Origin of the sequence: Lysobacter sp. KIS68-7 (assembly GCF_021284745.1) — a bacterium.
Lineage (GTDB): Bacteria > Pseudomonadota > Gammaproteobacteria > Xanthomonadales > Xanthomonadaceae > Noviluteimonas.
On record NZ_CP089925.1, the window covers coordinates 2,387,498 to 2,412,584 of the forward strand.

General features: G+C 66.3%; 28 protein-coding genes and 1 pseudogene. 17 read left to right on the forward strand and 12 right to left on the reverse strand.

Annotated elements, in window-relative coordinates; all coding sequences use genetic code 11:
• The first annotated feature begins 37 nt into the window (after positions 1-37).
• A complete protein-coding gene (locus tag LVB87_RS11650; RefSeq protein WP_232898124.1) occupies positions 38-907 on the forward strand; it encodes a LysR family transcriptional regulator in 870 nt (289 codons plus the stop codon).
• On the opposite strand, the gene LVB87_RS11655 is transcribed toward LVB87_RS11650, so the two are convergent.
• The gene (locus LVB87_RS11655; RefSeq protein WP_232898125.1) at positions 867-1,571 is read right to left on the reverse strand and encodes a helix-turn-helix transcriptional regulator; all 705 of its coding nucleotides are present in this window, start codon (positions 1,569-1,571) and stop codon (positions 867-869) included. The genes LVB87_RS11650 and LVB87_RS11655 overlap by 41 nt on opposite strands.
• 70 nt (positions 1,572-1,641) lie before the next feature.
• On the opposite strand from LVB87_RS11655, the gene LVB87_RS11660 reads away from it, so the two are divergent.
• From LVB87_RS11660 to LVB87_RS11680, 5 genes are all read left to right on the forward strand, one after another.
• Complete coding sequence (locus tag LVB87_RS11660; protein WP_232898126.1) at positions 1,642-2,553, forward strand: alpha/beta fold hydrolase; 912 nt, start codon at positions 1,642-1,644, stop codon at positions 2,551-2,553.
• Positions 2,550-2,852, forward strand: a complete 303-nt coding sequence (locus LVB87_RS11665; protein ID WP_232898127.1) for an antibiotic biosynthesis monooxygenase — start codon at positions 2,550-2,552, stop codon at positions 2,850-2,852. Before LVB87_RS11660 ends, LVB87_RS11665 begins: the two co-directional genes overlap by 4 nt.
• A gap of 276 nt (positions 2,853-3,128) precedes the next feature.
• The gene (locus tag LVB87_RS11670; RefSeq protein WP_232898128.1) at positions 3,129-3,980 is read left to right on the forward strand and encodes a right-handed parallel beta-helix repeat-containing protein; all 852 of its coding nucleotides are present in this window, start codon (positions 3,129-3,131) and stop codon (positions 3,978-3,980) included.
• A gap of 47 nt (positions 3,981-4,027) precedes the next feature.
• On the forward strand, positions 4,028-4,459 hold the full coding sequence (locus LVB87_RS11675) for a hypothetical protein (protein ID WP_232898129.1): 432 nt from the start codon (positions 4,028-4,030) through the stop codon (positions 4,457-4,459).
• Entirely contained in the window at positions 4,456-5,004 is a 549-nt protein-coding gene (locus LVB87_RS11680; protein ID WP_232898130.1) for a hypothetical protein, read from the forward strand. The genes LVB87_RS11675 and LVB87_RS11680 overlap by 4 nt, the downstream gene beginning before the upstream one ends.
• 19 nt (positions 5,005-5,023) lie before the next feature.
• On the opposite strand, the gene LVB87_RS11685 is transcribed toward LVB87_RS11680, so the two are convergent.
• Together LVB87_RS11685 and LVB87_RS11690 are read right to left on the reverse strand one after the other, a co-directional pair.
• Positions 5,024-5,479, reverse strand: coding sequence for a DUF6491 family protein (locus LVB87_RS11685; RefSeq protein ID WP_232898131.1), 456 nt, complete (start codon positions 5,477-5,479; stop codon positions 5,024-5,026).
• A 505-nt stretch (positions 5,480-5,984) separates the two neighbouring features.
• On the reverse strand, positions 5,985-6,143 hold the full coding sequence (locus LVB87_RS11690; RefSeq protein WP_232898132.1) for a hypothetical protein: 159 nt from the start codon (positions 6,141-6,143) through the stop codon (positions 5,985-5,987).
• Between the two features lie 166 nt (positions 6,144-6,309).
• Between LVB87_RS11690 and LVB87_RS11695 the strand changes: the two genes are divergently transcribed.
• Together LVB87_RS11695 and LVB87_RS11700 are read left to right on the forward strand one after the other, a co-directional pair.
• Positions 6,310-6,648, forward strand: coding sequence for a hypothetical protein (locus tag LVB87_RS11695; RefSeq protein WP_232898133.1), 339 nt, complete (start codon positions 6,310-6,312; stop codon positions 6,646-6,648).
• A 131-nt stretch (positions 6,649-6,779) separates the two neighbouring features.
• Entirely contained in the window at positions 6,780-6,995 is a 216-nt protein-coding gene (locus LVB87_RS11700) for a hypothetical protein (RefSeq protein ID WP_232898134.1), read from the forward strand.
• Positions 6,996-7,590: 595 nt separating this feature from the next.
• On the opposite strand, the gene LVB87_RS11705 is transcribed toward LVB87_RS11700, so the two are convergent.
• Entirely contained in the window at positions 7,591-8,217 is a 627-nt protein-coding gene (locus LVB87_RS11705) for a TetR/AcrR family transcriptional regulator (protein WP_232898135.1), read from the reverse strand.
• A gap of 1 nt (position 8,218) precedes the next feature.
• On the reverse strand, positions 8,219-8,476 hold the full coding sequence (locus tag LVB87_RS11710; protein WP_232898136.1) for an acyl-CoA-binding protein: 258 nt from the start codon (positions 8,474-8,476) through the stop codon (positions 8,219-8,221).
• 142 nt (positions 8,477-8,618) lie between these two features.
• Here LVB87_RS11710 and LVB87_RS11715 point away from each other — a divergent pair, with 142 nt between their 5' ends.
• The gene (locus LVB87_RS11715; RefSeq protein ID WP_232898137.1) at positions 8,619-10,610 is read left to right on the forward strand and encodes an SDR family oxidoreductase; all 1,992 of its coding nucleotides are present in this window, start codon (positions 8,619-8,621) and stop codon (positions 10,608-10,610) included.
• Here the strand turns inward: LVB87_RS11715 and LVB87_RS11720 are convergent, their stop codons facing one another.
• From LVB87_RS11720 to LVB87_RS11730, 3 genes are all read right to left on the reverse strand, one after another.
• The gene (locus LVB87_RS11720; RefSeq protein ID WP_232898138.1) at positions 10,611-11,591 is read right to left on the reverse strand and encodes a restriction endonuclease; all 981 of its coding nucleotides are present in this window, start codon (positions 11,589-11,591) and stop codon (positions 10,611-10,613) included.
• Between the two features lie 166 nt (positions 11,592-11,757).
• Positions 11,758-12,291 (reverse strand): phasin family protein, encoded by a 534-nt coding sequence (locus tag LVB87_RS11725; protein WP_232898139.1) that lies wholly within the window; start codon positions 12,289-12,291, stop codon positions 11,758-11,760.
• A gap of 505 nt (positions 12,292-12,796) precedes the next feature.
• Positions 12,797-14,038 carry a patatin-like phospholipase family protein gene (locus tag LVB87_RS11730; protein ID WP_232898140.1) on the reverse strand — a complete coding sequence of 414 codons (1,242 nt, stop codon included), beginning with the start codon at positions 14,036-14,038 and terminating at the stop codon, positions 12,797-12,799.
• Positions 14,039-14,105: 67 nt separating this feature from the next.
• Here LVB87_RS11730 and LVB87_RS11735 point away from each other — a divergent pair, with 67 nt between their 5' ends.
• Positions 14,106-14,810 (forward strand): complement resistance protein TraT, encoded by a 705-nt coding sequence (locus LVB87_RS11735; RefSeq protein ID WP_232898141.1) that lies wholly within the window; start codon positions 14,106-14,108, stop codon positions 14,808-14,810.
• Positions 14,811-14,813: 3 nt separating this feature from the next.
• Here the strand turns inward: LVB87_RS11735 and LVB87_RS11740 are convergent, their stop codons facing one another.
• A complete protein-coding gene (locus LVB87_RS11740; protein WP_232898142.1) occupies positions 14,814-15,089 on the reverse strand; it encodes a polyhydroxyalkanoic acid system family protein in 276 nt (91 codons plus the stop codon).
• Positions 15,090-15,128: 39 nt separating this feature from the next.
• Between LVB87_RS11740 and LVB87_RS11745 the strand changes: the two genes are divergently transcribed.
• From LVB87_RS11745 to aroA, 5 genes are all read left to right on the forward strand, one after another.
• Positions 15,129-15,956: an FHA domain-containing protein gene (locus LVB87_RS11745; RefSeq protein ID WP_232898143.1), complete on the forward strand. Its 828-nt coding sequence runs from the start codon at positions 15,129-15,131 to the stop codon at positions 15,954-15,956.
• A 100-nt stretch (positions 15,957-16,056) separates the two neighbouring features.
• A complete protein-coding gene (serC, locus tag LVB87_RS11750) occupies positions 16,057-17,142 on the forward strand; it encodes a 3-phosphoserine/phosphohydroxythreonine transaminase (RefSeq protein WP_232898144.1) in 1,086 nt (361 codons plus the stop codon).
• A complete protein-coding gene (pheA, locus tag LVB87_RS11755; protein WP_232898145.1) occupies positions 17,135-18,322 on the forward strand; it encodes a prephenate dehydratase in 1,188 nt (395 codons plus the stop codon). The genes serC and pheA overlap by 8 nt, the downstream gene beginning before the upstream one ends.
• Entirely contained in the window at positions 18,319-19,443 is a 1,125-nt protein-coding gene (gene hisC, locus LVB87_RS11760) for a histidinol-phosphate transaminase (RefSeq protein ID WP_232898146.1), read from the forward strand. Before pheA ends, hisC begins: the two co-directional genes overlap by 4 nt.
• Positions 19,440-20,756, forward strand: coding sequence for a 3-phosphoshikimate 1-carboxyvinyltransferase (gene aroA / locus LVB87_RS11765; RefSeq protein ID WP_232898147.1), 1,317 nt, complete (start codon positions 19,440-19,442; stop codon positions 20,754-20,756). Before hisC ends, aroA begins: the two co-directional genes overlap by 4 nt.
• A 3-nt stretch (positions 20,757-20,759) precedes the next feature.
• On the opposite strand, the gene LVB87_RS11770 is transcribed toward aroA, so the two are convergent.
• Entirely contained in the window at positions 20,760-21,386 is a 627-nt protein-coding gene (locus tag LVB87_RS11770; RefSeq protein WP_232898148.1) for an energy transducer TonB, read from the reverse strand.
• Between the two features lie 98 nt (positions 21,387-21,484).
• Between LVB87_RS11770 and serS the strand changes: the two genes are divergently transcribed.
• Positions 21,485-22,777, forward strand: coding sequence for a serine--tRNA ligase (gene serS, locus LVB87_RS11775; RefSeq protein ID WP_232898149.1), 1,293 nt, complete (start codon positions 21,485-21,487; stop codon positions 22,775-22,777).
• Position 22,778: 1 nt separating this feature from the next.
• On the opposite strand, the gene LVB87_RS11780 is transcribed toward serS, so the two are convergent.
• Both LVB87_RS11780 and LVB87_RS11785 read right to left on the reverse strand, forming a co-directional pair.
• Positions 22,779-23,303, reverse strand: a complete 525-nt coding sequence (locus LVB87_RS11780) for a hypothetical protein (RefSeq protein ID WP_232898150.1) — start codon at positions 23,301-23,303, stop codon at positions 22,779-22,781.
• A 71-nt stretch (positions 23,304-23,374) separates the two neighbouring features.
• The gene (locus LVB87_RS11785; protein WP_232898151.1) at positions 23,375-23,956 is read right to left on the reverse strand and encodes an NAD(P)H-dependent oxidoreductase; all 582 of its coding nucleotides are present in this window, start codon (positions 23,954-23,956) and stop codon (positions 23,375-23,377) included.
• A 129-nt stretch (positions 23,957-24,085) separates the two neighbouring features.
• Here LVB87_RS11785 and LVB87_RS11790 point away from each other — a divergent pair.
• Positions 24,086-25,012, forward strand: a pseudogene (locus LVB87_RS11790) (LysR family transcriptional regulator); the annotation flags it as partial.
• Between the last annotated feature and the right edge of the window lie 75 nt (positions 25,013-25,087).

A 25,087-nucleotide genomic window follows, 5' to 3' on the forward strand; every position in this document is an offset into this window, starting at 1 on the left:
CAAATCATGGATTGATCGTGATCCCATAGATATTTGTATGTCTCATCTCCTCTACCTTCGAAGCTTTCTCAGTGTCTACCGGCACAACTCCATCTCGCGGGCTGCCGACGCGCTCCATCTGACGCAACCCGCCGTGTCGCGGCACATCAAGGTGCTCGAGAGTCGCCTGGGCTGCCGGCTGTTCGAGCGCTTGCCGCGAGGAATCGCGTCGACGCCTGCCGCCAACGAATTGGAGCGCCAGGTGGGAGCGCATCTGGATGCGCTGGAAGCCCTCGTGGGCATCGCCGGCGGGAAGAACGAGGCTCTGGCAGGCGTCATCCATGTGGGGGCGACCAGTGGCTTCACGAAGCTGGTCCTCTCGGGATTTGCGCCCTTGCCGCAGTACGGCATCCGTCTCGACTTGCGATCGGCGCCACCGCCCGCGCTGCTGACGGCCCTGGCTGACAAGGAGTTGGATCTGGCCGTGACGCCGGCACGGATTCCGCACAAGGCGATCGATTACGACCTGCTGTACGAGGGGCCTCTGGTGCTGGTGTGTGCGCCGCGTTGGCGGGAGCGACTTCCCAAGTCAGCAGCGCCCAGGGGATTGCCACTGATCGACATCCAGGGCCCGGTGCCCGCGCTTGCGAGCTTCTGGCGTGCCGCATTCGGATCGAATCCGGACCTCCCGTCGGCCATCGTCCCGGACTACCAGGCGGCGCTCGATGCCGCCGCCGCAGGCACCGGATTGGCTGTCGTCCCTGCGTGCCTGTGCACTGGCCTGCTGCAATCGGGTCAGTTGATCAGCCAGAACACCAAGGCGAATTCCCGGGTGTCCCTCTTCGTGGCGCGTAGGAAAGGGAGCGTTGTCCTCGACCGCGTTCGTATCAGTAACGCGCTTCTCGCGGAAGCGGCGAGGGCTTGGTAGCGGCAGGCGCAAGGACGCGGTAGCCCTCGCGTGTCACCGTGAGGATGCGCGAGTGGGGCCGCATCCTCACCCATCCGTTCTCGATGCACGCGCGCAGAACATTGGCGCCGAGTTGCCCGGCGATGTGCGGACGACGCTCGCTCCAATCCATGCAAGGCCGCACCGCGGGCCTGCGCTTGGACGCATCGGGGAGCGGTACGCCCAGTGTTTCGAACGCGACTGCGCCGTCGGGCGTGAGCGTCCAGTCTTCGCGCGCGTCATCGATCCAACCGCGCTCGATCGCCATCGTTGCGAATCGCACCGCGACTTCGCCGGCCATGTGGTCGTAGCACGATCGCGCGTGCCGCAGTTCCGCATCCGCGGGACCGAGCTGCTGTTTCGCAACAGGCGTTGAAGCAATCGTCATGAGCGCTTCCAGCGCCAAAGCGACTTCGACGTTCGCCAGGCGGTGATAGCGATGACGGCCCTGGCTCTGGACCGCGACCAGGCCTGCCTGCGTCAACTTTGCCAAGTGCGCACTCGCCGTCTGCGGCGTCACGCCGGAGACACGCGCCAATTCCCCGGCGGTGCGGCTTCGGTCGTCCATCAACGCGGCCAGCATCAGCGCACGCGCGGGTTCACCGATGAGGGAGGCGAACTTTGCAATGGGCGGCCCGGAAGTCATGGTTCGATACCGAACGAAACATCGGATGACGGTCGAGGGCTAGCTTAGCGTTTTGACACGTGAGCTGCCGATGTCCCAATACGTTCCATGGCGCACGGGCGATGAGCGCCTGAAGCTTGCGATCGTCCGGCAACGCGGCGACGGTGCCGCCGTCCTTTACGTGCATGGCGCCACGTTCCCGGCGTCGATGTCCGTTGGCTGGTGCATGCAGGGCGTGTCCTGGCTGGATCATCTCCAGGAGTCTGGGTTCGATGCATGGGGCTTCGATTTCGCCGGATACGGCGGCTCGTCGCGCCCTGCCGCGCTCGCAGGACCGGCCGATGCAGCCCCGCCATTCGGAGACAGCGTGGCCGCTGCTGCGCAGATCATCGAAGTGTTGGAACACATCCACCACGTGCGACCGAATACGCCAATCCACGTCGTCGCGCATTCGTGGGGAACATTGCCGGCACGGCGCGTCGCCGCCGAACGGCCGGATCTCATCCAACGCCTCGTCCTGTTCGGGCCGGTGGCCACGCGAGCGGGGGATCGCAACACGAGGCCGGAACCTGCATGGCAACTGATCACGTCGGCAATGCAGCGCCCTCGACAACGCGAGGGCATGCCCGATGCGCTCCCGACACCGGTCACCGCGCAGGAACTGGAGCGTTGGTGCGACGCGTATCTCGCGACCGACGGGACGTCCGCGTCGCGCGCACCCGCATCCGTGAAGGTGCCGAACGGCCCGATGGCCGACATCGCGCGCATGTGGGCGGGTGAACGCCTGGTCGACAGCGGCCGCGTCAAACAGCCCACCCTCATCATCCGCGGCGAATGGGATGACGTCACCACGGATTCCGACGCGCAGCGACTCTTCGCCGAATTGGGAGCCGCGGAAAAACGCGACATCAAGATTGCCGGAGGAAACCACTGGTTGCACTTGCAGCCGCAGCGCACGGCGCTGTGGGCCGAAGTGACCGCATTCCTCAAGGAGCCCGCATGATCGCCGTCATTTTCGAAGTCGAGTTCGACGATACCGAGAAAGCGCAACGGTATTTCGACATCGCACAATCGCTGCGGCCCAACCTGGACGCCATCCAAGGCTTTCTTTCGATCGAGCGTTTCCAGAGCGTGTCCACGCCGGGCAAGATCCTGTCGTACTCCCTTTGGGAAAACGAAAGTGCCATCCGCCAATGGCGCGAGCATCCGGAACACGCGCTGGCGCAGGAGACCGGCAAGCGATCGCTGTTCAAGTCCTACCGGATCGCGGTTGCCGTCGTGGACCGGGTTCGAAGCGGGTGATTGCGGTCGCTAGAAAATGGTGACCAAGTATTGCCACGAACACCCCCGCGGTTGGCCACCCTGTTGACAGGTGTCCACCCCCATTATTTTTCGGAAACGGCGCTGGAGGGTGTGAGTTCCCGTTCGTGCGCTCCGTCCGACCAAGAAAAATTCTCAGATGAGGACCGCTGCGAACCCCACTTTTGTGACCGGGTCGCGCATTAACATTCCCCCCGATGCCGCGCGGCCCGGGGAGGGCCGTGTGTCGCATCCACGATCCGAATCCAGGGGAAATCCATGAAGCGTCTTTACCAGTTGGCAGCCCTCGTGCTGCTGGCGTCGCCCGCCGCCGCCTTCGCACAGAGCTGCACGACCATCACCGCCGTCCCGGCGGTCATCAGCGCGCCCGGCAAGTACTGCCTGGCGTCCGATTTCACGATCAACTCGACGACCGCCAAGGCGATCAACATCAACGCCAGCGATGTCACGCTCGACTGCGATGGCCACACGCTGAAGAACGCCGCCACTGCCAACAACGGCACGTCGGCCGGCATCTACATCGGCAACCGCAACAACATCGTGGTCAAGAACTGCCGCGTCATCGGCGGCTTCCAGAACGGCATCGACCTGTTCCAGACCAACACGCAGCCGAACAAGAACTACTACGTCCAGATCCGCGACAACTACGTCGCCGGCCCGTTCTGGCACGGCATCCGGGCCTACGGCAGCGCGCTCGAAGTGACCGGCAACAAGGTGTACGACGTGGGCGGCCAGGTGAACACCTACGCGATCGGCATCCGCCTCGGCGGTTCGACCAGCGGCTTCCGCCAGCACATCGTGCGCGACAACCTGGTGGTCGGCACGAACTCGCCGGCCTCGGCGGCGTACGGCATCTTCAGCGACGGCTCGCTGAGCAGCGTGTATGCGCAGAACGTCGTCGCCGGCACGTCGGCGAGCGCAGGCAAGGTCACCTACGGCATGTACATCACCGGCACCTTCAACCGCGTCAGCGACAACCATGTCACGGGCGTTGGCTCGCCGGACGACACCGCGATCTTCACCACCGACGGTTCGACGAGCTGCTTCGACAACTACCTCCGGTCCGCCACGCGCACGCTGAACTGCGACGCGACGATGGGCAATTTCTGATGTGATCCCGGGGCGGTCGCGCAGGTCGCGGCCGTCCTTTCGATGGCATGAACATTCGCAGCACATCGCTATTTTTGGTCGCGGCCGTCATCGCGATCGCAGCATTGGCGTGGTGGCGGGAAGCACGCGCGCCGGCACCCGTCACGCCGATGGCGCCGGTCGTTTCGCACGTCGAAACCGAAGCACTTCCTCCGGGGCTCCGCCGATTGTTGTACACGCGCCTGGGCCAGCCCGCGCAACTGCGCATCAAGCGCGTGCACGTGGTGGATACGCCGCCTTACGACGGCGTGGCCTGCGGCTTTGTGGCGTGGGGCGACGCGGCCGGCCCGGACGGCGGATTCAAGCGTTTCGTCGCCACCCGGCGCAACGTGCTGGTGGAAGGACGCGTGGACATCGAGCCGGTCTGGCGCAAGGTCTGTAAGCTCGGTGCCACTACAGGACCAACGGGTCCGTCTATCAGGTCGTCAGGGCCCATATGAGACTTCCCGCAGCCGTTCTACTTGTTCTTCTCGCATTCCCGGCGGCCGCGGCGATTGAAAAGGTTGCGGCTCGGACGGAATCCGGCATCCATTTCATGTGGTGGCCAAAGGTCGACCCGCCGAAAGGTTGGCACTTCGATGAGGGGTCCTCGCACCACTTTGCGTTCAATGCGCTTGCTCCGGACGGCTCGACCTTTTCAGAGGCCGAAACCGTCATGTACGCGCGAGCCGACTACAAGCCTCGTATTCCCGAGACAAAGAGTCTGCAGTCCTACATTTCCAACGACATGGGCGAGTTCAAGCGCTCCGATGCCGGTATGACCGTTTCACGAGAGCGCCCAATCCTCACCAAGGACGCGATCGAATTTCAGGTCGTCGCGTATTCGCCCGGCAAAGGCAGCTCCGGAAACTGGGAGCGCGTCGCCTACGCAGAGGATGGCGACTACTACCTCACGTTTGTCATCAGCTCTCGCACAGAAGTTGGGCTTGCTGGCGCAATGCCTGCGTTCAATTCGTTCGTCGCGGGATATCGGACTGGGCTCTGACCTTCGCAAACGAGTGCCGTCAGGAAGGCGACGCGTCGCTTTCTGGCGGCGCCTCGCTGCGATCGATGGCGTCGTATTCGCGCAGTTCGCGTTTTGCGTCGCGGATCGTGTTGGCGTCGAGTGGGCGGATCGTTTCGATCCGACACGCGTTGATGGCAGCCGGTGAACCACCGGCGCCGCGGGTCACGACGCTATCCATCCCGCTGTTGACGACGCCCATCGAGTTCGTGAACGAGAGACCGGCTGAGGTGAGCATGCGAGGGCAGGGGTTGCGCAGTTCGATCAGGTGTCCACTCGTCGGCGTCGCCCACACCGTCAGCGTCCGATCGTCCAGGGGCGTCCATTGCCGCATGCCAGCGCGCGGCAACTGGAAGGAAGCGACCGGTTCGCCGGCGTGTTCGCGGTAGAGCGCAACCCGCTCCTCCCTGGTCAGCGTCGAGCCGGTCGAACAGGCGGCCAGCGCGGCGGCCAGCATCAACAAAGGTAGTGCGTTCCGCATGTGTCGTCTCCCGTGGCGAGGTAGAGCCGAGCCCTCTTGTTGATCAGCTTCGGAAGACCAGGCTCGCAACGCATAGGCGACAAGCGATTACGCTCGGTCAGGTAAAGCAGCGGTGAGGATCGCATGACCGCAATGACCCACCCGCGCATTTGCTTTCGACCCAAGTGACTTGGCTCCGCTTCTGCCCGAAAGCGGACCCTCCGACTCCTCAGGCCGGTCCACGCCTCTGAGTGACCGCTTTCGACCCCAAGCGGACATTCCGATCGCTGCGCTCGGTCCGGCTATCATCGCGCCAAGTAAGCCGACGTCTTTGAGTTGCGCATCGATGAATTTTTCAGATCAAACAGATGAGGTATCTGCTCAGCTAGAACCAGACGAAATCCTGTCATTGGTGCGAGCCCTTCCCAGAGTTCTTGTTGACTTGGTCGGAGACGCAAACCTTGTTGCGCGTTATGGCGCAGGCTGCCAAATTCACGGCGACCTATGGCTTGTTCCCATGCGGGTCAACACGTCCTGGTTGGCGGATTTCTTGGAACGGGCAATTGACCAGAACATTTTTCTTCCATGCGACGCCGAGATGCGTATCGATCTCGAGAGTGGCCACCTCAAGGTTGCGTTCTGCAATGAGGGGCATCTGCATGTCGGCGGGTCCAGCGAGTCGCTCCGAAGCGCATTCCTGTCCAGTGAACCATTTAGTACCGTCAGGATGGTGGGCTGGTCGGACGGACTGGGATGACGTCCGCTTCTGGCGGAAAACTGCCATGGCCGGCTTGTGAGTCGAACCCCGTCCTGCATAAGCTCACGCCGTGAGCCAACTCGACAACATTCCGCCACACCTTCAGAAGCGATCAATTTCCCCGAGGGAGATCGTGCTTCCGCTTGCCGACGCATTGGAAGCAATCGACTGCCTGGAGTCCCAATCGGCTCTGATCCTGGGCTGGGAGGGCTGGGTAAAGGCGGCTGATGGTCGCGTTGGGCATGGTAGCGCTGGCTACCTGAGTACATCCACCGAACACCTCTCGGTTGCTGAGGCTGCCGCCGACGCGCGCAAGACGATCAAAGCTGGCGCATTGGACTGGCAAGAAAAACATGGTGGCGGCACCGATGTTTTGCACTTCTGCATAACAGTGAGGCCGACTAGCTAGCAGGACTGTCGAATGTCCGCTTCTGGCCGATAGCGGACATGGGGCACGTGACTGCTTCCGACCCGAATCGGACATTCGCCCACTGAACGCTCCGCCTGCGGGCCTGGTCATGGACATCGGAGAGAAAGGAAATGAATGACGCAAGTCAGGGTGAAAGCGAGAAGTCCAAGTCGCGCGCCATGGCCATCTCCATCGGTTTTGTCGCTGCCTTCGTCACAGCGGTTACGGTCTCGCTCTCCACGCCGGACGGCAACCTCGTCGTGACTTTGGTGCCAGCACTGGCAGTTGGGCTGGTCGTGTTCGGCCTGACGTCGTGGCGCACACGAAAGCGGACATCGAACAGATGACCGCTTTCGACCCAAAGCGGACATTCCGTCTGTAGCCAAGGGGTCCGGTACCATTTCCCAAATGACCGACACCATTCGATGCCGTGTTCACGGCGACCAGGAGCAAACGTTCGTTTGCCAACACTTGGCGACGGCCTTGGAAACCGGCGAGAGAGTCGGCTTCTTTTGGGCAAGTGGGGAGGACGGGGCGCGAGGCGACGCATGGTGCTCTACATGCGAGGAGGCGCGGATTCGGGAGGGTGGCGAATCTGGTGACTGGAACGACCGGTCCCAGAAGATCGCCAACATCAAGATTCTCTGCGGTTCTTGCTTCGACCGTGTTCGCGCAATGCACGGGTTGTGATGTCCGCTTCTGGCCGAAAGCGGAGATCGCCTGCCGTCGGCATCGTCCACGAAACGGAGGTGCATCTCTCGAAGGTGCAGCGTCGCGGCAAATCGCGGTGAAGGACCGGCACGCCCTCGGTTGTCGCGACTGCAGGGCGGCCATGGATGGCCACCCGGGCGGAGCTCCGGGTGCATGGATGCGGCTTGAAGGCGCTCCGACAGGCGCGATAACCGAGGGCGTGGCGGTCCGACCCAACCGGAGCCGAGGCTTTTAATCGATGTAAGCGCGCGTCAGCGTATTGAGATGCACACGCTCTGCATCACGCAGGAACGGCGCCAGCAACATCATCACCTGCACGATGCCCGCACGAATCGACACCTGCTCGTTCTTGTCCCCACGCGCCGACGCATAATTCATCCAGAACGTCGCGATCACCAGCACGTTGGTCGCCGCCGCATCGAGTTCCGCAGCAGACGCACGCATCACCCCCGCCTGCGACAACCCACGCATCACCTCATGCGCCTGCTCATCCGCCCGCCGCAGGATCCGCGCAAACCGGATCCGCAAGCGCCGATTGCGACTGAGGATGTCCGCCAGGTCGCGATACAGGAATCGATAATCCCAGATGCACTCGAACACCAGGTGCAGCAGCAACCAGATGTCCTCGAGCCCGGGCAACCGATCGGTCGGCGCACCCAGCGCAGCATCGATCCGCTCTTCGTACCGCCCGAAGAGGTGCTCGATGATGTCGTCCTTGTTGCGGAAGTGGTAATACAGGTTGCCCGGGCTGATCTCCAGCTCGTCGGCGATATGGTTGGTGGTGACGTTCGGCTCGCCCTGCGCGTTGAACATCGCGAGCGACGCATCGAGGATGCGCTGTCGGGTCTGCCGGGCCACGTCAGGCCGTCAGCTTTTTGACCAGGTCCACGTACTTCTGCATGGCCTCGTCCTGCGAGGTGCCCTTGAGCTTGGCCCAGGCTTCGTACTTGGCGGTGCCGACGAAATCGAAGAAACCGGGCTTGGGCCCGCTGACGTCGCCTTCCGAGCCCTGCTTGTAGAACGCGTACAGGCGCAGCAGCGTGTCGTTGTCGGGGCGCTCGGACAGGCCCTGGACATCCTTGGTGGCCTGTTCGAAACGGGCTTTGAGGTCGGACATGCGGGCTTCCTCGCTGTGCTGCCTGTCATCGGGCAGGCGGCAATCTGAGCATGCGTTGTCGACGTTTTCAATACGCAGGGGAATTGTGGCCCCGGCACGCCTCTGGCAACGTAACGGAAAGGACCTCGGGAGCAAGACGCACATGACCTACTTCGTCACGGGAGCCACCGGCTTCCTCGGCCGCCACCTGGTCGCCACGCTCCTCAAGCGCAAGGGCCCCATCCACGTGCTCGTGCGCAAGGATTCGCGCAAGAAGCTCGATGCCATCGCGGCAAAGATGGGTTGGGACATGAAGCGGGTGGTGGTGGTCGAGGGCGACATGGCCTCGCCCAAGTGCGGCCTGTCCGCCGCGCAGGTCCGCGCGCTCAACGGCAAGGTGAAACATTTCTTCCACCTGGCCGCCATCTACGACCTGACTGCGAAGGCCGAGCCGCAGCGCATCGCCAACGTGGAAGGTACGCAGCACGCGCTGGACCTGGCCGCGGCCATCGGGGCGGGCATCTTCCACCACACCTCGTCCATCGCGGCCGCGGGCCTGTACCCGGGCGTGTTCCGCGAAGACATGTTCGACGAGGCGGAAGGGCTGGACGATCCCTACCTGCAGACCAAGCACGAGTCCGAGGCCCTGGTGCGCAAGGAAAAGCGCCTGAAGTGGCGCGTCTACCGCCCGGGCATGGTCGTCGGCCATTCGAAGACCGGCGAGATGGACAAGATCGACGGGCCTTACTACTTCTTCTCCTTCATCAAGAAGCTGCGCGAAATGCTGCCGCAGTGGATGCCCACGCTCGGCATCGAGGGCGGGCGCATCAACATCGTGCCGGTGGATTTCGTGGTCGAGGCCATGGACCACATCGCGCACAAGCCGAAGCTGGACCACCACACGTTCCACCTGACGGATCCTGAGCCCATGCGCGTGGGAGAGGTGCTCAACACCTTCGCGCGCGCCGGCCACGCGCCGGAGATGACCATGCGCATCGACGCGCGCATGTTCGCCTTCGTGCCCGGTGGCGTGCGCATGGCGGTGGGCAACCTGCCGCCGGTGCGACGCTTCATCGGCATGCTGCTGCGCGATTTCCGCATCCCCAAGGAAACGCTGAAGTTCATTACGTATCCGACGCGCTTCGACAACCGCGAGGCCGAGCGCGCGCTCAAAGGCAGCGGCATTTCGGTGCCCAAGCTCGATACCTACGCCTGGCGCCTGTGGGACTACTGGGAACGCCACCTCGACCCGGATCTGTTCATCGACCGCTCGCTGAAGGGCCGTGTGCGCAACAAGGTGGTGCTGATCACCGGCGGTTCCTCGGGCATCGGCCTGTCCACCGCGCAGCGCGTGGCGGAGGCGGGGGCGATCACGATCATCGTGGCGCGCGGCGAAGCGGAGCTGTTCAAGGCGCGCGACGACATGAAGGCGCGCGGCGGCAAGGTGTTCGCCTACACGGCCGACCTGTCGGACATGGCCGACTGCGACAAGCTGGTCAAGACGGTGCTGGCCGAACACGGCCACGTCGACGTGCTCGTCAACAACGCGGGCCGTTCGATCCGTCGTTCGATCGAGCTCAGCTACGACCGCTTCCACGATTTCGAGCGCACGATGCAGCTGAACTATTTCGGCAGCCTGCGTTTGATCATGGGCGTGCTGCCGACCATGACGCATCGCCGGCGCGGGCACATCATCAACATCTCGTCGATCGGCGTGCTGGCCAATTCGCCGCGTTTCTCCGCCTACGTGGCCTCGAAGGCGGCGATGGATGCCTGGTCGCGCTGCGCGCAGGGCGAGTTGTCGGGCAAGGGCATCAGCTTCACCACGATCAACATGCCGCTGGTGAAGACGCCGATGATCGCGCCGACCAAGATGTACGACAGCGTGCCTACGCTCACGCCGGACGAAGCGGCGGACCTGGTGGTGAAGGGCATCATCGAGCGCCCGAGCCGCATCGCGACCCGCCTGGGCATCTTCGCGTCCGTGCTCAATGCGCTGGCGCCGAAGGCCTACGAGGTGGTGATGAGCACCGCGTTCGAACTGTTCCCGGATTCTGCCGCCGCCAAGGGCGACAGGAAGGCACTCAAGGGCGAGCTGGAACCGAGCAACGAGCAGATTGCGTTCGCCGCGCTGATGCGCGGGGTGCACTGGTAGTTACATCGTCGCGCACTGTTTGAAGCGCACCAGCTGCTGGGAGTTTTCCGGCGGCTGGAGGTGCACGCGGGCGGTGCGCAGGTTCGCGTAGTGCATCAGCACCGTGCAGATCTCGTCGAAGCGCTGGGTGCTGGTTTCGTCGACGAAGACCTGCAAGGTCGACTTGGTGGTCCACACCGCGCGATCGACGCCCGGAAGCGTGCCGACCATGCGCACGACGTCCGCGCGCTGCTTGTCTTCCTCTTCTTCCGTGGCCGCGACGACCACGGTCGACGGGGCGCTGATCCCCACCGGGGTTCCGGCCGCCGGCGCCGCGACGGTGGCGGGCTGGGCGGGGCGCGGCACGTCGCGGAGCACGGTGACGTCGGGCTTCGCTTTCGGCGGCGGGAGGCTGGCGCCCACCACGAAGGCGATCGCGACGCCCGCGACCGCGGCCCCCAACCACGAAATCAGCACCTGACGGCGCGCGCGTTGGCCCGCGACGTTGTGCACTTCGTCCTTGAGGCTTTGGGGCAGGAGCGGGGCGATCTCGGGCCACAGCGCCTTGCCATCGATGAGTTCGATGTTGGCGGAGTCGGCAGGCCTGCGCGCATCGGATTCGATGGTGCCGGGCGTCACCAGCAATCCACTGATGGCGCCCTGGAACTTCATCGACGCGCCGAATTCGGAGACCGACTGTTTCGTGAGGCGATAAGCCGAACCGTGCTTGCAGCTCAGCAGCGCGCGCTCACCGTTGCGCTGCAGGAGGAACTCGGTCTGCTGGCCACGTTCGGCTTCGTCGTTGGCGGTGAGCACGTCGTAGCCGCGATGGCGCATCGCATCCAGCACGAAGTGCGAGAACTCGCGCCAGCGCATCGCCGACAGCGCGTGGATGCCCGCTTCGGCCTCGTCCCGTCGACGACGGATGTTGCCGAAGTAGAGCGACCCGATGGTGCCCAGGATGACCGCGATCACGATGGCGGGAATGAGCGCGGTCAGCATGCGGAATGGCTCGTGCCCTGGGTCGAAGGACGCGAATGATACGCCACCGCCCGGCGTTCTCTGCCGCAAAAGAAGGCCCGCCAGTCCGAACCGTCGGGGGAGGGGAGCTGACGGTGGTGCTCGGGACTGGCGGGCCTTGGAGCGGGCTTGCCTGAAGCTGACTGGTTCAGACGACCGGTTGCTTCCTGGTCGCTTTCTTGGTGGCGCGCTTGCGCGGTGCCTTCGCGGCCTTGGTGGCGGCGGTGGCCGTCCGGCGCGTGGGCGAGCCGCCGACGCGGCGCAGTTCGGCGTTCAGCGCATCCACGCGCTGCACGAGGTCGGCGAGGTCTTCGCGGCTCGGCACGCCCAGCTTCACCAGCGCGCGTTGCACGCGATCTTCGAACACTTTTTCGAGGCGATCCCAGGTGTCCACGGCGCGTTCGCGCGCCTGGCCGACGCGGCTTTCGACGGCGTCGCGCACGACGTCGGCGCGGTTGCCGGCGATCTTGCGTGCGGTCTGTTCGAGGTTGAGGCCTTCCTTGACCAGGCCTTCGAAGAGCTTGCCGCCTTCGGCCTGTGCGCGTGCAAAGGCGCCCACGCCGGCCAGCCAGATCTGCTGTGCGGATTCGCTCAGCGATTTCGAGAGGTGGTCGGCATGCGCTTTGGATCCGGCGCCGGACGCTGCGGTCTTCTTGCGGGCGGTCTTCTTGAGCTTGGCCATGTGCCCTCCGCGGGCGCGGTGGTTTGAGGAGTGAAAGGCAGGATCGGCTTGCTGGCTAGAGCATTCACACGAGTGGCTGTAAAGGGACGTCAAGAGCTTTTTCATCGGCTCCGGAAGGACGGACCGCCACGCCCTCGGTTATCGCGCCTGTCGGAGCGCCTACAAGCCGCATCCATGCAACCGGAGCTCCGCCCGCCTCGCCATCCATGGCGGGGCTGCAGTCGCGACAACCGAGTGCGTGTCGGTCCTTCACCGCGATTTTTGTGTGCGCTGCGCTCGAAGCTCTTCACCGAAGCCGCAGAAGGTGAACTGCGGTGGAGGCCTGGCACACGCTCGATGAGCGTGGCTGCAGGGCGGCCATGGATGGCCACCCGGGCGGAGCTCCGGTTGCATGGATGCGGCTTGGAGGCGCTCCGACAGACGCGCTCATCGAGCGGGTGACAGGCCGTCCTTCCGAAGCCGAGGCGTTTGCTCCAGGGGCGTGCCGGACTTTCTGGTGTCGAAGTCAGCGAGCTGCTTTTTGCTTGGCGACCAGGTGGTCAACTTCATCCAACGCGCGACGCAAGCGAGCCGTCGTTTCCGTGGCGCGAGGGCGTTTGGGCAAGCCGTCGAGGATGGAACGCGTGTCGTCGGCCAGCACATCGTCGCGCAGCACCAGGCCGTGTGCCTTCAGCACCGGGCGCAAATCCGGTGCGCGCTTGCGCAGGTCTTCGAGCGTGTTGCGGTAGGCGATCTCGCAGACGCGGCGGCGGGCGGCGAAGCTGAAGACGTTGGTGAAGAATAATTCGCCGTCGTCGCTGTTGGGTTCGAAGACAAGCTGGTCGACATCCGGGTAAGTCTGCGCGTAACGCTGCAGGCCGACTTGCATGCGGGATTGCAGCAGCGTGCGGAAGGTCTGCGAGAGGACGACGGGCAGGCCGCCTTCGCTGAGTCGGGACTCGATGCCTTCGGGGTTGCGGCGGGCGGTGTTCGCGTCGAAGGGGACGAGCGGATTGAGGCCGATCATCAGATCGATGTCGCGCTCGAGGACGGTGGAGGCATGCATCGTGCGGCGGAGCGCGCCGTCGACAAAGTGGCGGCCGCGCACTTCCACCGGTGCATACAGGCCGGGCAGGGCGGCGCTTGCTTGCACGGCTTTCGAGATCGGGACGTCGTCCCAGTCTTCGCCGCCGAAGCGCACGACCTTGCCGCTGTCGAGTTCGACGGCGACGACGAACAGGTCGGCCTCCAGGGTACGGAAGTCGTTGCTGCGGCCGCGGCGAGTGAACACTTCGCGCAGGAAGTGTTCGATTTCGGTGCTGTCGAACAAGCCGGTCGGCACCAGTCCGCCGAAGCGGGTGATCGCGTCGGACCAGCGCGAGTCGCCGCGGGCGAACAGCATGTCGCGCCACCATTCCATCGCCAGGCGCGGGGCGCTGGCGGCGCGGCGCATGTATTCGAAGAAGGCAGGGCGCAGGAAGGTTTCCGGGCGGAACTGCACGTCGTCGCTGTCGCCGGTGATGAAGATCCGGCACATCTCCGCGGTGTCCATGCGGTTGGCCAGCGCCGCGGCGAGGAAGGCGCCGGAGCTCACGCCCACGTAGCAATCCAGGCGGGTGAGGTCCAGGCCATCGATGGCTTCGTCGAGCGCACGCAGGGCGCCGAGCTCGTACATGCCGCCGATGGGTCCGCCGCCGGCGACCGCCAGGCCGATCTTTGGCGCAGCTTTGGTCTTCGGGCGTTTCTGGGCGGCGTGCAGGGACAGCATCGGGAAGCCGGGGGCAGGGGTCGGGCGAGTGTACGGTCTGGGCCGTCTTTGTGTTTTGATCCCCGGCATGTCCCGGGGCCACGACCTCCAACGCCGCCTCGCTTGCCACCAGGCCCTGCACGATCCGGTGCGCGAACCCCGCAACCGACTGCGCTGGCTGCCCGAACTGCGCCGCTGGCAGGCCGCGCGCCTGGAGCGCAGCTTCGATCACTTGATGAAGGACCCACGCCACGCACCGGCCGCGCGGTTCTTCCTCACCGATGTGTACGGCGACCACGACTTCAGCCGCCGCGACGCCGACATCGCCCGCGTGATGCCCACGATGCAGCGGCTGCTGCCGGTTTCGCTGCTGGACACCGTGAGCGACGGCATCGCGCTCGGCGCGCTCACGCACGCCTTCGACCTGCGCATGGCGCAGGTGTTGGAGGCGCTCGCACCGAACGGGCGGCGGTTGGACGATGCGCGCTACGCGCAGGCGTATCGGCAGGTCGGCAAACCCCTGCTGCGCGAAAAGCAGATCGCGCTGATCCTCCAGGTGGGGCACGGTCTGGGCGCCGCCTTGCGCTTGCCGGGTGTCGGCTTGCTGATGCGCATGTCGCGCGGGCCTGCGCATGCCGCGGGCCTGTCGGAGCTGCAGGGATTCCTGGAGCGGGGCGTCGCGGCCTTCAGCCAGGTCAAGGACGTCGATGCGTTCATGGCCGACATCCAGCGCAGCGAACGCGCGATCGCCGCGCGCCTGTGGGCCGGCGATCCCGATCCTTTCAGGGCCTGACGGTCAACCGAAGCGTTCGTCGAGCACGCGGCGGATTTCGTGCTCGATCGGCCCCTTCATCGCCGAAAGCAGGAAGCCCAATTGCGCGGTGACGTGCAGTTCGTTCGGGGCCAGCGCGATGTGGCCGTCCACGCCGGAGCGGGTGAAGTGCAGGGTGTCGCCTTCCCATCGGCTTTGCATCGCGAAGCGGTCGCCAAGCTTGTCCGCCACCTCCTGCACGGCCTTGCGGGCCTTGGCGGGCGTGAGCGAATGCGGGTGGCGAATATCGATGCGGGACATGGGCGAGGGCTCCGGAAGGGCTGGCGGCATTGTGCACGCATGCTAGATTTCCGCGCAGTGGATACCTATCGATTGCGCTTCCCCAACCAGAACCCGCCCGACGCGGCCATCGGCCCGGGCCTGCACGGCATCGGCCGCAATGCCGACGGCGTGCTTGCGCCCGTGGAAGACACCGCGCGCATGCTCGCGCAGTTGTGCGTGGACCGCCGCGGCACCTGGCTCAAGCTCGGGAACGCGGTGCGCACCGTGCACGTCAACGGGCGCCCGGTGAAGCGCATGGCGATGCTGCGCGTGGGCGATGCGATCTATCTCGACGGCACCGAGCTGCTCCTGCTCGGCGCGCCGCGCGAACGCGATGTGCTGCCCCCGCCCGGCAACCAGGACGGCGGCGATCCGCGCATGTTGTTGCGCGGCGTGGGCGGCCAGTACCACGGCCGCAGCTTCACGCTCGAACGCCCGCGCGTCGTCGGCCGCGGCCCGGACGCCGACATCCGCATCGACGATCCGGCCTTCCCCGAACGCCACGCGCGCATCGAAGTGCAGGGCGGCCAGGTGGTGATGCGCGGGCTGCCCGGCGCGGAAGCCACGGTCGTCAACGGTGAAATGCGGCGCGATGCGGTGCTGCGCACGGGCGACCAGCTCGTGTTCGACGCACACCATCGTTTCGTCGTCGAAGCCCCCGGACGGCCCGCCTTGCCGCACGATGCGCTGGCGCCCGCGCTGCCGGACGACATCGACCTGGAACACGCGCACATCGGCAAGACGCCCGGCAAGGGCACGGTGCGCCGCCTGCCGTGGCTGCTGCTCGCGGCCCTGCTGATCGCCGGTGCGCTCAGCGCATTGCTGCTGTTCGGCTCGCCTGGCTGATCGTTACGCCTGAAAGCGTTGGAGGGATGACAAGGTCGAGTGCCGGCTCCAATTTCGCCGGTGCATACTGGCCTGCCACCCCATCGTGAGCCACGCCCGCATGTCACGCGCCTGGAACTTCAGCGCCGGTCCCGCAACCCTGCCCGAACCGGTCCTGCGCCGCGCGCAGTCCGACATGCTCGAATGGCGCGACGCCGGGGCGTCGATCGTCGAGATCAGCCATCGCGGCCCCGAATTCCTGGAAGTGGCCGCCGATGCCGAGCGTGCGTTGCGCACGCTGCTGTCGATCCCGGAGGACTACGCGGTGCTGTTCACGCAGGGCGGCGCGACCACGCAACAGGCGCTGATCCCGCTGAATTTTGCCGCGCCCGGGCAACCGGCGGATTACGTCGTCACCGGCCATTGGGGCAAGACGGCGCTGAAGCAGGCCGGCCCGTATGTGGCGACCAACATCGCGGCCAGCAGCGAGGCCGATCGCTTCCGCACGATTCCCGCGCGCAACAGCTGGAAGCTCGCCGCCGATTCGGCCTACGTGCACATCACGGCGAACGAAACGATCCACGGTGTCGAGTTCCGCGACATCCCGGACACGGGCAACGTGCCGCTGGTCGCCGACTTCAGCTCCTCGATCGCGAGCGAGCCGCTGGATATTTCGAAGTTCGGGATCCTGTACGCCGGTGCGCAGAAGAACCTCGGGCCGGTTGGCATCAGCGTGGTGATCGTGCGCCGCGACCTGCTCGAACGCGCCGGCCAGCCGCGCGCGGACATCTTCGATTACCGCTCGCAGCTCAAGGCGGAGTCGATGCTCAACACGCCGCCGACCTGGAACTGGTACATGCTCGGGCTGACCGTGCAGTGGATGCTGGACGAAGGCGGCGTTGCCGAATTCGCCAAGCGCAACGCGCGCAAGGCCGCGTTGCTGTACGCGGCCATCGACGATAGCAACGGCTTCTACAAGAACGACATCGACCCGGCCGTGCGCTCGCGCATGAACGTGCCGTTCTTCCTGCGTGACGAGGCGCTCGACAAACCTTTCCTGGCCGAAGCGAAGGATGCGGGCCTGATCGCGCTCAAGGGCCATCGCGTGCTCGGCGGCATGCGCGCGTCGATCTACAACGCGATGCCGGAGCAGGGGGTGCAGGCCTTGGCCGACTTCATGCGTGCGTTCGCAAAGCGCCATGGCTGAGCGCAAGAAGCCCGCGGAGAAGACCACGAAGGCGCCTGCGAAGGCGAAGAAGGCGCCTGCCAAATCCGTGCTCGCAAAGTCGACCGTGCCCGTCGACGACGCGCCGCTCGACCTGGCCGCCGTACGCGCCCAGATCGACGGCATCGATCGCGAGATCCAGTCGCTCATCGCCGATCGCGCGCTATGGGCGCGCCAGGTCGGCAAGGCGAAGGGCAAGCTGGCCGCCGCCGTCGATTACTACCGGCCCGAGCGCGAAGCGCAGGTGCTGCGCCGCGTGGTCGACCGCAACCAGGGCCCGCTCGCCGACGACGTGCTGGTGCGCCTGTTCCGCGAAATCATGTCGGCCTGCCTGGCGCAGCAGGAGCCGCTGAAGGTCGGCTACCTCGGCCCGGAAGGCACGTTTTCGCAGCAGGCGGTGCAGAAGCACTTCGGTCATTCGGCGAAGGGGCTGCCGCTGGCGAGCGTGGAGGAGGTGTTCGACGAAGTCGCCGCGGGCCACGCGGACTTCGGCGTGGTGCCGGTGGAGAACTCGGGGCAGGGTACGATCCAATCGACGCTCGACATGTTCCTGTCCTCGCCGCTGAAGATCTGCGGCGAAGTGGAACTGCGCGTGCATCAGTACCTGCTGTCGCGCTCGGGCCACATCGAGGACATCGAGCGCGTGTATTCGCATGCGTTGTCGCTCGCACAATGTCGCGGCTGGCTGCGCGCACACCTGCCGAAGGCGGAGAAGCTGCCGCTGGCCAGCAATGCCGAGGCGGCGCGACGTGCGCGCAATGCGGACGACTCGGCCGCCATCGCCGGCGAGAACGCCGCGCATGTGTACGGCCTGAAGATCGTCGCTGGCCCGCTCGAAGACCGGCCGGACAACACCACCCGCTTCCTCGTCATCGGCCGCAACCTGTTCCCGCCTTCGGGCCACGACCGCACCTCGCTGATGGTGTTCGTGCGCGACCAGCCCGGCGCGCTGTTCCGCGTGCTGGAACCGCTCGCGCGCCGCGGCGTGAGCATGAACCGCATCGAGTCGCGCCCTGCGCACACGGGCTTGTGGCAGTACGCGTTCTTCATCGATGTCGGCGGGCATGTCGAGGAGTCGCCCTTGCGCGATGCGCTGGCGGACCTGGAGGACTTCGCGGAGAACGTCACCGTGCTCGGGTCGTATCCGGTGGCGGTGCCGTGAGCGGAGGCGTCGGCGACGCCCCCGATTTCGAATCGCTCGCCACCAAGGCGATCCGTGGATTGCGTGCCTACGATCCGGGCCACGACCTGGTGGCGTGGCGGCGGCGCGTCGGGCCCGGGCTCATCGAACTGGGCTCGAACGAAAACCCTTGGGGCGCATCGCCCGCCGCGCGCGCAGCGGTGCTCGACAGCCTGCATGCCCTGCATCGCTATCCCGACCCGCTGGGCGGCGATCTCAAGCGTGCGCTGGCGGCCCTGCATGGCGTGGCGGTCGAACAGCTGCTGCTGGGCAACGGGTCGCATGAGTTGCTGATGCAGTTCGCGCAGGTGTTCGCGGGCGAGGGCGACGAAGTGATCGCCTCGCAATACGGGTTCGCGGTGTATGCGATCGCCGCGCAGGCCGCGGGCGCGAAGCTCGTGCAGGCGCCGGCATTGCCGCGCACCGATGCCATGGCGCGTGGGCACGACCTGGACGCGCTCGCGGCGGCGATCACCCCGCGCACCAAGCTCGTCTATCTCGCCAATCCGAACAATCCGACCGGCACCTGGTTCGGCATGGACGCGCTCGGCGCGTTCCTCGCGCGCGTGCCCCGCAACGTCATCGTCGTGGTCGACGAGGCCTATGCGGAGTTCAACGAGGACGCAGGCTCGGCGTTGCGCTACCTGGCAACGCATCCGAACCTCGTCGTCACCCGCACATTCAGCAAGGCCTACGCCCTGGCGGGCTTGCGCATCGGCTTCGCCGTCGGCGATCCGCGGCTCATCGCCGTGATGGAGCGCGTGCGCGAGAGCTTCAACGTCAACCTTGCCGGGTTGGCGGCGGCGGAGGCGGCGCTGGGCGATGGCGCGCACCTGCAATGGGGCTTGGCGCGCAATGCCGAGGAACGCGCACGCCTGGCGGAGGCCTTCGCCGCGCGCGGTTGGTTCGTCCATCCTTCACGCACCAACTTCCTGCTCGTCGAGTTCGGCGCGCGCACGAGTGCGATCGAGCACGCACTCCTCGAAAGGGGCATCGTGCTGCGCCCGATGATCGGCTATGGTCTGCCCGACTGCCTGCGCATCACCGTGGGCGACCGTGACGAAAACCGGCGCCTGGTCGCCGCACTGGACGAGATGGGATGAACCGCGACGCGCACCGCGAAGACTGGATCGCTTCGAAGCGCGGTGCCCTGCAAGGGTCGCTGGATGTCCCCGGGGACAAGTCCGTCTCCCATCGCGCGGTGATGTTCGCCGCGCTCGCAGACGGCACCTCGCACGTCGATGGCTTCCTGGAAGGCGAAGACACACTGGCCACTGCCGCCATCTTCGAACGCCTGGGCGTGCGCATCGAAGCGCCGGAACCGCGCAAGCGCGTGGTACACGGCGTCGGCATCGATGGGCTGCGGCCGGCCTGCGGCATGCTCGACTGTGGCAACGCCGGCACGGGCATGCGCCTGCTCACCGGCTTGTTGTCGGGCCAGACGTTCGACTCGGTGCTCACCGGCGATTCGTCGCTGTCGCGACGCCCGATGCAGCGCGTGATCGAGCCGCTGCTGCGCATGGGCGCGTCGATCGATTCCAAGTCAGGCTTTCCGCCGCTGCGCATCCGCGGCGGGCAGGCCTTGCAGGGCATCGAGTATTCCTCGGAGATCGCGAGCGCGCAGGTGAAGTCGGCCGTGCTGCTGGCGGGCCTGATGGCGCAAGGGCAGACGATCGTCCACGAGCCGCATCCCACGCGCGATTACACCGAACGCATGCTCAGCGCCTTCGGCTGGCCCATCCATTTCGCGCCGGGCATGGCGCGGCTGGAAGGCGGGCATCGGCTGCGTGCGACGGATGTGTCGATTCCCGCGGACTTCTCGTCGGCGGCGTTCTTCGTCGTCGCCGCCTGCGTGGTGCCCGGCTCGCAGCTCGTGCTGCGGCGCGTGGGCATGAACCCGCGTCGCACCGGCCTGCTGCGCGTGCTGCGCGCGATGGGCGCCGACATCGACGTTCGCGACGCGGGCGAGCAGGGCGGCGAAGCGGTGGCGGACCTGCACGTGGCGCATGCGCCGCTGCGCGGCATCGATGTGCCGCTGGAGGACGTGCCCGACATGATCGACGAGTTCCCCGCGCTGTTCGTCGCAGCAGCCTGCGCGCGCGGGACCACGACGGTACGCGGCGCGTCGGAATTGCGAGTCAAGGAATCCGACCGTATCGCGACCATGGCCGCGGGCCTGCGCGCCCTTGGCGTCGACGTGGAGGAGACCTCGGACGGCGCGGCGATCCGCGGCGGCCCGATTCGCGGCGGTAGCGTCGCCTCGCAGGGCGATCATCGCGTGGCGATGGCCTTCGCGATCGCCGGCCAGGTGGCCGACGACGAAGTGCGCATCGGCGATATCGCGAACGTCGCGACCTCGTTCCCCGGCTTCGACACGCTCGCGCGCGAGGCCGGCTTCGGCCTCACCGCGGCCTGAGCCTTACAGCTTGAATTCGATCGGCACGATGATCGTGCCGACGACCGGCTGCCCTTCGCGCAATGCCGGGCGGAAGCGCCACTTGCGGACCGCATCCATCGCCGCGCGGTCGAGATCGCGCGAATTGCTGCTGGAGGCGATGGTCACCGACGTCGGTTCGCCATCCACGCCCACTTCCACCTGCAGGCGCACCGTGCCGGTTTCGCGGCGGCGCATGGAGCGGTCGGGGTAGCGGGGCGCGGGCGAAGACAGGGGCGTCGGCGCGCTGGAAACCAGCGTCGGCGCGGGCACTGCGGGGGCGGCGTCTGCGGGCGGCGCGGGCTCCGGCGGCGGACGAGGGGCCTCGATCAGGTGCGGGCGATCGGCCAGCGCGTCTTCGTCGGGTTCTTCCAGCCCGCTCGCGCCGTCGCTGTTGCCCGCCATCGGCGCGGGCAGGGGCGCGAACTGCGGAGCGCCGTTGGCCACGGGCGCCGCCAGTTGCTGTGGCGTGGTGGACGGGCGTTGCGCCATCCACAGGAGGAAAGCCAGCAGGCCGAAGCCGAAGGCCGCGAGGATGAGCAGCAGTCCCCGCAGGGAGGGCACCCACCGGGTGATCGAGGCCCGGGCGGAACGCGCAGAGGATTTCGTCATGCCCCGATTCTGTCATTCGATCCACCCGGCGCAATTCGGCACGCGGCGCCCCCGCACGCCATAATTCAGCCCCCGTATCGGATCGCCTTCGCCGCCACATGCTCGACCCCCAACTGTTGCGCACCCAACCCGCCGAAATCGCCGAGCGCCTGAAGGCCACGCGCGGCCACGACCTGCCCGTCGCCTACCTGGAGCAGCTCGAAGCCGAGCGCAAGCGCATCCAGGTGCGCACGCAGGAATTGCAGAACCTGCGCAACACGCGCAGCAAGGCGATCGGCCAGGCGAAGGCCAAGGGCGAAGACGTCGCGGCGCTGCTCGCGGAAGTCGCGGGCTTCGGCGACGAGCTGAAGGCCTCGGAGATCGAGCTCGAGCGCATCCGCGGCGAACTCGAGGACATCGCGCTGGGCCTGCCGAACCTGCCGCACGACAGCGTGCCGCTCGGCGACGACGAAGCGCACAACGCCGAACAGCATCGCTGGGGCACGCCGCGCACGTTCGATTTCGCAGTGAAGGACCATGTCGAACTCGGCCAGCGCAACGGTTGGCTGGACGGCGACACCGCGGCCAAGCTCAGCGGCGCGCGATTCACCGTGCTGCGTGGTTCGCTCGCGCGCCTGCACCGCGCGCTCGCGCAGTTCATGCTGGACCTGCACACCAACGAACACGGCTACGAAGAAACCAACGTGCCGCTGATGGTCAACGCCGAAAGCATGCGCGGCACGGGCCAGCTGCCGAAGTTCGAAGAAGACCTGTTCGCCACGATGATCCATGGCGACGACACCACCGGCCGCCGTTACCTGATTCCCACCTCGGAAGTGCCGCTGACGAACATCGTGCGCGACGAGATCGTCGACGACGCGCGACTGCCGTTGCGCATGACCGCGCATTCGATGTGCTTCCGCGCCGAAGCCGGCAGCCACGGCCGCGACACGCGCGGCATGATCCGCCAGCATCAGTTCGAGAAGGTCGAGCTCGTGTCGATCGCGCGCCCGGAGGAGTCCTACGCCGAGCACGAGCGCATGACGCGCTGTGCGGAAACGGTGCTGGAGAAGCTCGAACTGCCGTACCGCCGCGTGCTGCTGTGCACGGGCGACATGGGCTTCGGCGCGACCAAGACCTTCGACCTCGAAGTCTGGCTGCCCTCGCAGGACACCTATCGCGAGATCTCCTCCTGCTCGAACTGCGAAGCCTTCCAGGCCCGTCGCATGCAGGCGCGCTGGAAGAATCCGGCGACGGGCAAGACCGAACCGGTGCATACGCTCAACGGTTCGGGCGTGGCCGTCGGCCGCGCGCTGATCGCGGTGATGGAGAACTACCAGAACGCGGACGGTTCGATCACGGTGCCCGCCGTGCTGCGCCCGTACATGGGCGGCGCGGACGTCATCCGCTGAGCTAGTGCTTGCGTGGTGGCAGGCATTCGCGCGAGCGCGCGAGTTGCCTGCCGTCGAAGCCCCAGCATTCGTAGAGCTCGCGGTCGTCCCGCCATCCGGCGTACACGAGGAAGCTCATCGTCCCGTCGTGCAATCGCGCGACCTGGGTCGGGCTGCCGCTCAACTGCGCAACCCGCACCGCCCGCGGTGGTGCATCGGCTTTCGGGTCGATGCGATACACGTTGCCTTCGTTGCTGCCCAGGTGCGCCAGGCCGGTGAACACGAAGATCCCGGCGGGCGTTTCGACGATGCCGTGCACGTTCTCGCGCAGCAGCGGATGCAGGGTGTCGGTGTTGTCTTCGAACGAGAGGCCGCCGATCCATTCGCCCATGTCGGTGCCGACGAGCGTTCCGCCGAAGGCGGGCAGCGAATAGTCGGTGACGATGGTGCGCTCCCTTTTCGGCGGCGGCGCGGCTTCTGCGGCGGTCTCGCGCTGCGAACACGCGGCGCAGGCAAGGAGGGCGACGGCGAGGGCGGCGGTACGCATGCGCCGCACGATGCCAGAAAAGAAGCGGGCCGCACATGGCGGCCCGTGTCCTGTCCTTCGAGGTGCGTGGCTTACGCCGCTTTGCGCAGCGCCACCGGGATCGACGCATGGGCCGCCGCAAGGGCGTCCGTGCGGTGCTGCGGCGAATACGCGACGCCTTCGGCGCGCACGAACTCGACGTCGCTGATCCCGAGGAAGCCGAACACCTGGCGCAGGTAGGCTTCCTGGAAATCCGCCGGGCTGCTGTCGCCATAGATGCCGCCGCGACCGCTGGCGATCACCACGCGCTTGCCGCCCGCGAGGCCTTCCGGGCCGTTCTCGGTGTAGCGGAAGGTCTTGCCGGCGACGGCAACGCGATCGATCCAGGCCTTCAGCGTCGAGGGGACGCCGAAGTTGTACATCGGCGCGCCGATCACGATGACGTCGCTGGCGAGGAACTGGGCCATGGCCGCGTCGTTCTCGGCCGAGGCGGCGGCGTCGGTGCCACCCAGCACACCGCCGGTCAGGTGGGGCAGGGGATTGGTGTCAAGATCGCGATAATCGACCGTCAAACCCGGCACAGCGTCCTGCCAACGCGCGACAATCGCCGCGCTGAGCTCGCGGGTGACGGAAGAAGCGCCCAGGGCGCTGGAGTCGAGGTGAAGGAGTTTCATGGCCGGTGGTTCCGTTCGAAGGCAGCGGTGGCTGCGTTGGGGCGTACCTTAGGCCGTTGCAGTAATGGGATAAATAAGGTTTAATGCCACTGATCGTTGCACATGTGCAACAGTAGTCCGGAGCCCCCCATGCAGGACCTCAACGATCTCTATTACTTCTCCGCCGTGGTCGACAACGGCGGCTTCGCGGCGGCCGAGCGCGCGCTCGGCATTCCGAAGTCGCGGCTGAGCCGCCGCATCAGCGCGCTGGAGAACGAACTCGGCGTGCGGCTGCTTCAGCGTTCCACGCGCCGTTTCGCCGTCACCGACGTCGGCAATGCCGTGCATCGCCATGCGCAGACGATGTTGGAAGAAGCCAAGGCGGCGCGCGAAGTCGTCGATCGCCTCAGCGCCGAACCCCGCGGCACGATCCGCATCAGCGTCCCGGTGAACATCGCGCAGGAAACGATCCCGAAGCTGATGCCCGAGTTCCTCGCGAAGTACCCGGAAGTGCGCGTGCAACTGCACGTGAGCAACCGCCGCGTGGATGTGATCAACGAAGGTTTCGACCTCGCCATCCGCGTGCGCAACAAGCTGGACGACGACGGCAGCCTGGTGATGCGCACCTTCGGCCAGATCCAGGAGTTGCTGGTCGCGAGCCCGAAGTACCTCGATCGCGCGGGCCGGCCGAAGCAACCCGAAGACCTCGCCCACCACGTCACGCTCACGATGAGCGAGGACGAAGCGCGCCAGCGTTGGGACCTGCAGGACGCGAGCGGCGAGATGCGCCGCGTCGAACTCAAGCCGCGTTTGTCCGGCTTCGATTTCCCCATGCTGATGGCGCTCGCGCGCCAGGGCATGGGCATCACGATGCTGCCGGAAAACGTGTGCGCCGATGCGATCCGCAACGGCGAGCTCGAAGTCGTGCTGCCGAACTGGCGCCTGCCGCTGGGCATCGCGCACCTGGTGTTCGCCTCGCGCCGCGGCCTGTTGCCCGCGGTCCGCGCGATGATCGACTTCCTCGCGGAGAAGATGCCGGCGCTGATCGAGGAATCGAGCCTGCATTGCCGCAATTGCCCGCCCGTGCCCGGACTTTCGCCCGGTAACGGCGAGGCGGCCAAGGCCGACGTGCCCCGCCGAAAGGCGCCCGAG

Excerpts from the sequence above, each read along its gene's own strand:
- LVB87_RS11650 (WP_232898124.1), top strand. The coding sequence starts at position 38 with ATGTCTCATCTCCTCTACCTTCGAAGCTTTCTCAGTGTCTACCGGCAC.
- LVB87_RS11655 (WP_232898125.1), bottom strand. The coding sequence starts at position 1,571 with ATGACTTCCGGGCCGCCCATTGCAAAGTTCGCCTCCCTCATCGGTGAA.
- LVB87_RS11660 (WP_232898126.1), top strand. The coding sequence starts at position 1,642 with ATGTCCCAATACGTTCCATGGCGCACGGGCGATGAGCGCCTGAAGCTT.
- LVB87_RS11665 (WP_232898127.1), top strand. The coding sequence starts at position 2,550 with ATGATCGCCGTCATTTTCGAAGTCGAGTTCGACGATACCGAGAAAGCG.
- LVB87_RS11670 (WP_232898128.1), top strand. The coding sequence starts at position 3,129 with ATGAAGCGTCTTTACCAGTTGGCAGCCCTCGTGCTGCTGGCGTCGCCC.
- LVB87_RS11675 (WP_232898129.1), top strand. The coding sequence starts at position 4,028 with ATGAACATTCGCAGCACATCGCTATTTTTGGTCGCGGCCGTCATCGCG.
- LVB87_RS11680 (WP_232898130.1), top strand. The coding sequence starts at position 4,456 with ATGAGACTTCCCGCAGCCGTTCTACTTGTTCTTCTCGCATTCCCGGCG.
- LVB87_RS11685 (WP_232898131.1), bottom strand. The coding sequence starts at position 5,479 with ATGCTGGCCGCCGCGCTGGCCGCCTGTTCGACCGGCTCGACGCTGACC.
- LVB87_RS11690 (WP_232898132.1), bottom strand. The coding sequence starts at position 6,143 with ATGCAGATGCCCCTCATTGCAGAACGCAACCTTGAGGTGGCCACTCTC.
- LVB87_RS11700 (WP_232898134.1), top strand. The coding sequence starts at position 6,780 with ATGAATGACGCAAGTCAGGGTGAAAGCGAGAAGTCCAAGTCGCGCGCC.
- LVB87_RS11710 (WP_232898136.1), bottom strand. The coding sequence starts at position 8,476 with ATGTCCGACCTCAAAGCCCGTTTCGAACAGGCCACCAAGGATGTCCAG.
- LVB87_RS11715 (WP_232898137.1), top strand. The coding sequence starts at position 8,619 with ATGACCTACTTCGTCACGGGAGCCACCGGCTTCCTCGGCCGCCACCTG.
- LVB87_RS11720 (WP_232898138.1), bottom strand. The coding sequence starts at position 11,591 with ATGCTGACCGCGCTCATTCCCGCCATCGTGATCGCGGTCATCCTGGGC.
- LVB87_RS11725 (WP_232898139.1), bottom strand. The coding sequence starts at position 12,291 with ATGGCCAAGCTCAAGAAGACCGCCCGCAAGAAGACCGCAGCGTCCGGC.
- LVB87_RS11730 (WP_232898140.1), bottom strand. The coding sequence starts at position 14,038 with ATGCTGTCCCTGCACGCCGCCCAGAAACGCCCGAAGACCAAAGCTGCG.
- LVB87_RS11735 (WP_232898141.1), top strand. The coding sequence starts at position 14,106 with ATGTCCCGGGGCCACGACCTCCAACGCCGCCTCGCTTGCCACCAGGCC.
- LVB87_RS11740 (WP_232898142.1), bottom strand. The coding sequence starts at position 15,089 with ATGTCCCGCATCGATATTCGCCACCCGCATTCGCTCACGCCCGCCAAG.
- LVB87_RS11745 (WP_232898143.1), top strand. The coding sequence starts at position 15,129 with ATGCTAGATTTCCGCGCAGTGGATACCTATCGATTGCGCTTCCCCAAC.
- serC (WP_232898144.1), top strand. The coding sequence starts at position 16,057 with ATGTCACGCGCCTGGAACTTCAGCGCCGGTCCCGCAACCCTGCCCGAA.
- pheA (WP_232898145.1), top strand. The coding sequence starts at position 17,135 with ATGGCTGAGCGCAAGAAGCCCGCGGAGAAGACCACGAAGGCGCCTGCG.
- aroA (WP_232898147.1), top strand. The coding sequence starts at position 19,440 with ATGAACCGCGACGCGCACCGCGAAGACTGGATCGCTTCGAAGCGCGGT.
- LVB87_RS11770 (WP_232898148.1), bottom strand. The coding sequence starts at position 21,386 with ATGACGAAATCCTCTGCGCGTTCCGCCCGGGCCTCGATCACCCGGTGG.
- serS (WP_232898149.1), top strand. The coding sequence starts at position 21,485 with ATGCTCGACCCCCAACTGTTGCGCACCCAACCCGCCGAAATCGCCGAG.
- LVB87_RS11780 (WP_232898150.1), bottom strand. The coding sequence starts at position 23,303 with ATGCGTACCGCCGCCCTCGCCGTCGCCCTCCTTGCCTGCGCCGCGTGT.
- LVB87_RS11785 (WP_232898151.1), bottom strand. The coding sequence starts at position 23,956 with ATGAAACTCCTTCACCTCGACTCCAGCGCCCTGGGCGCTTCTTCCGTC.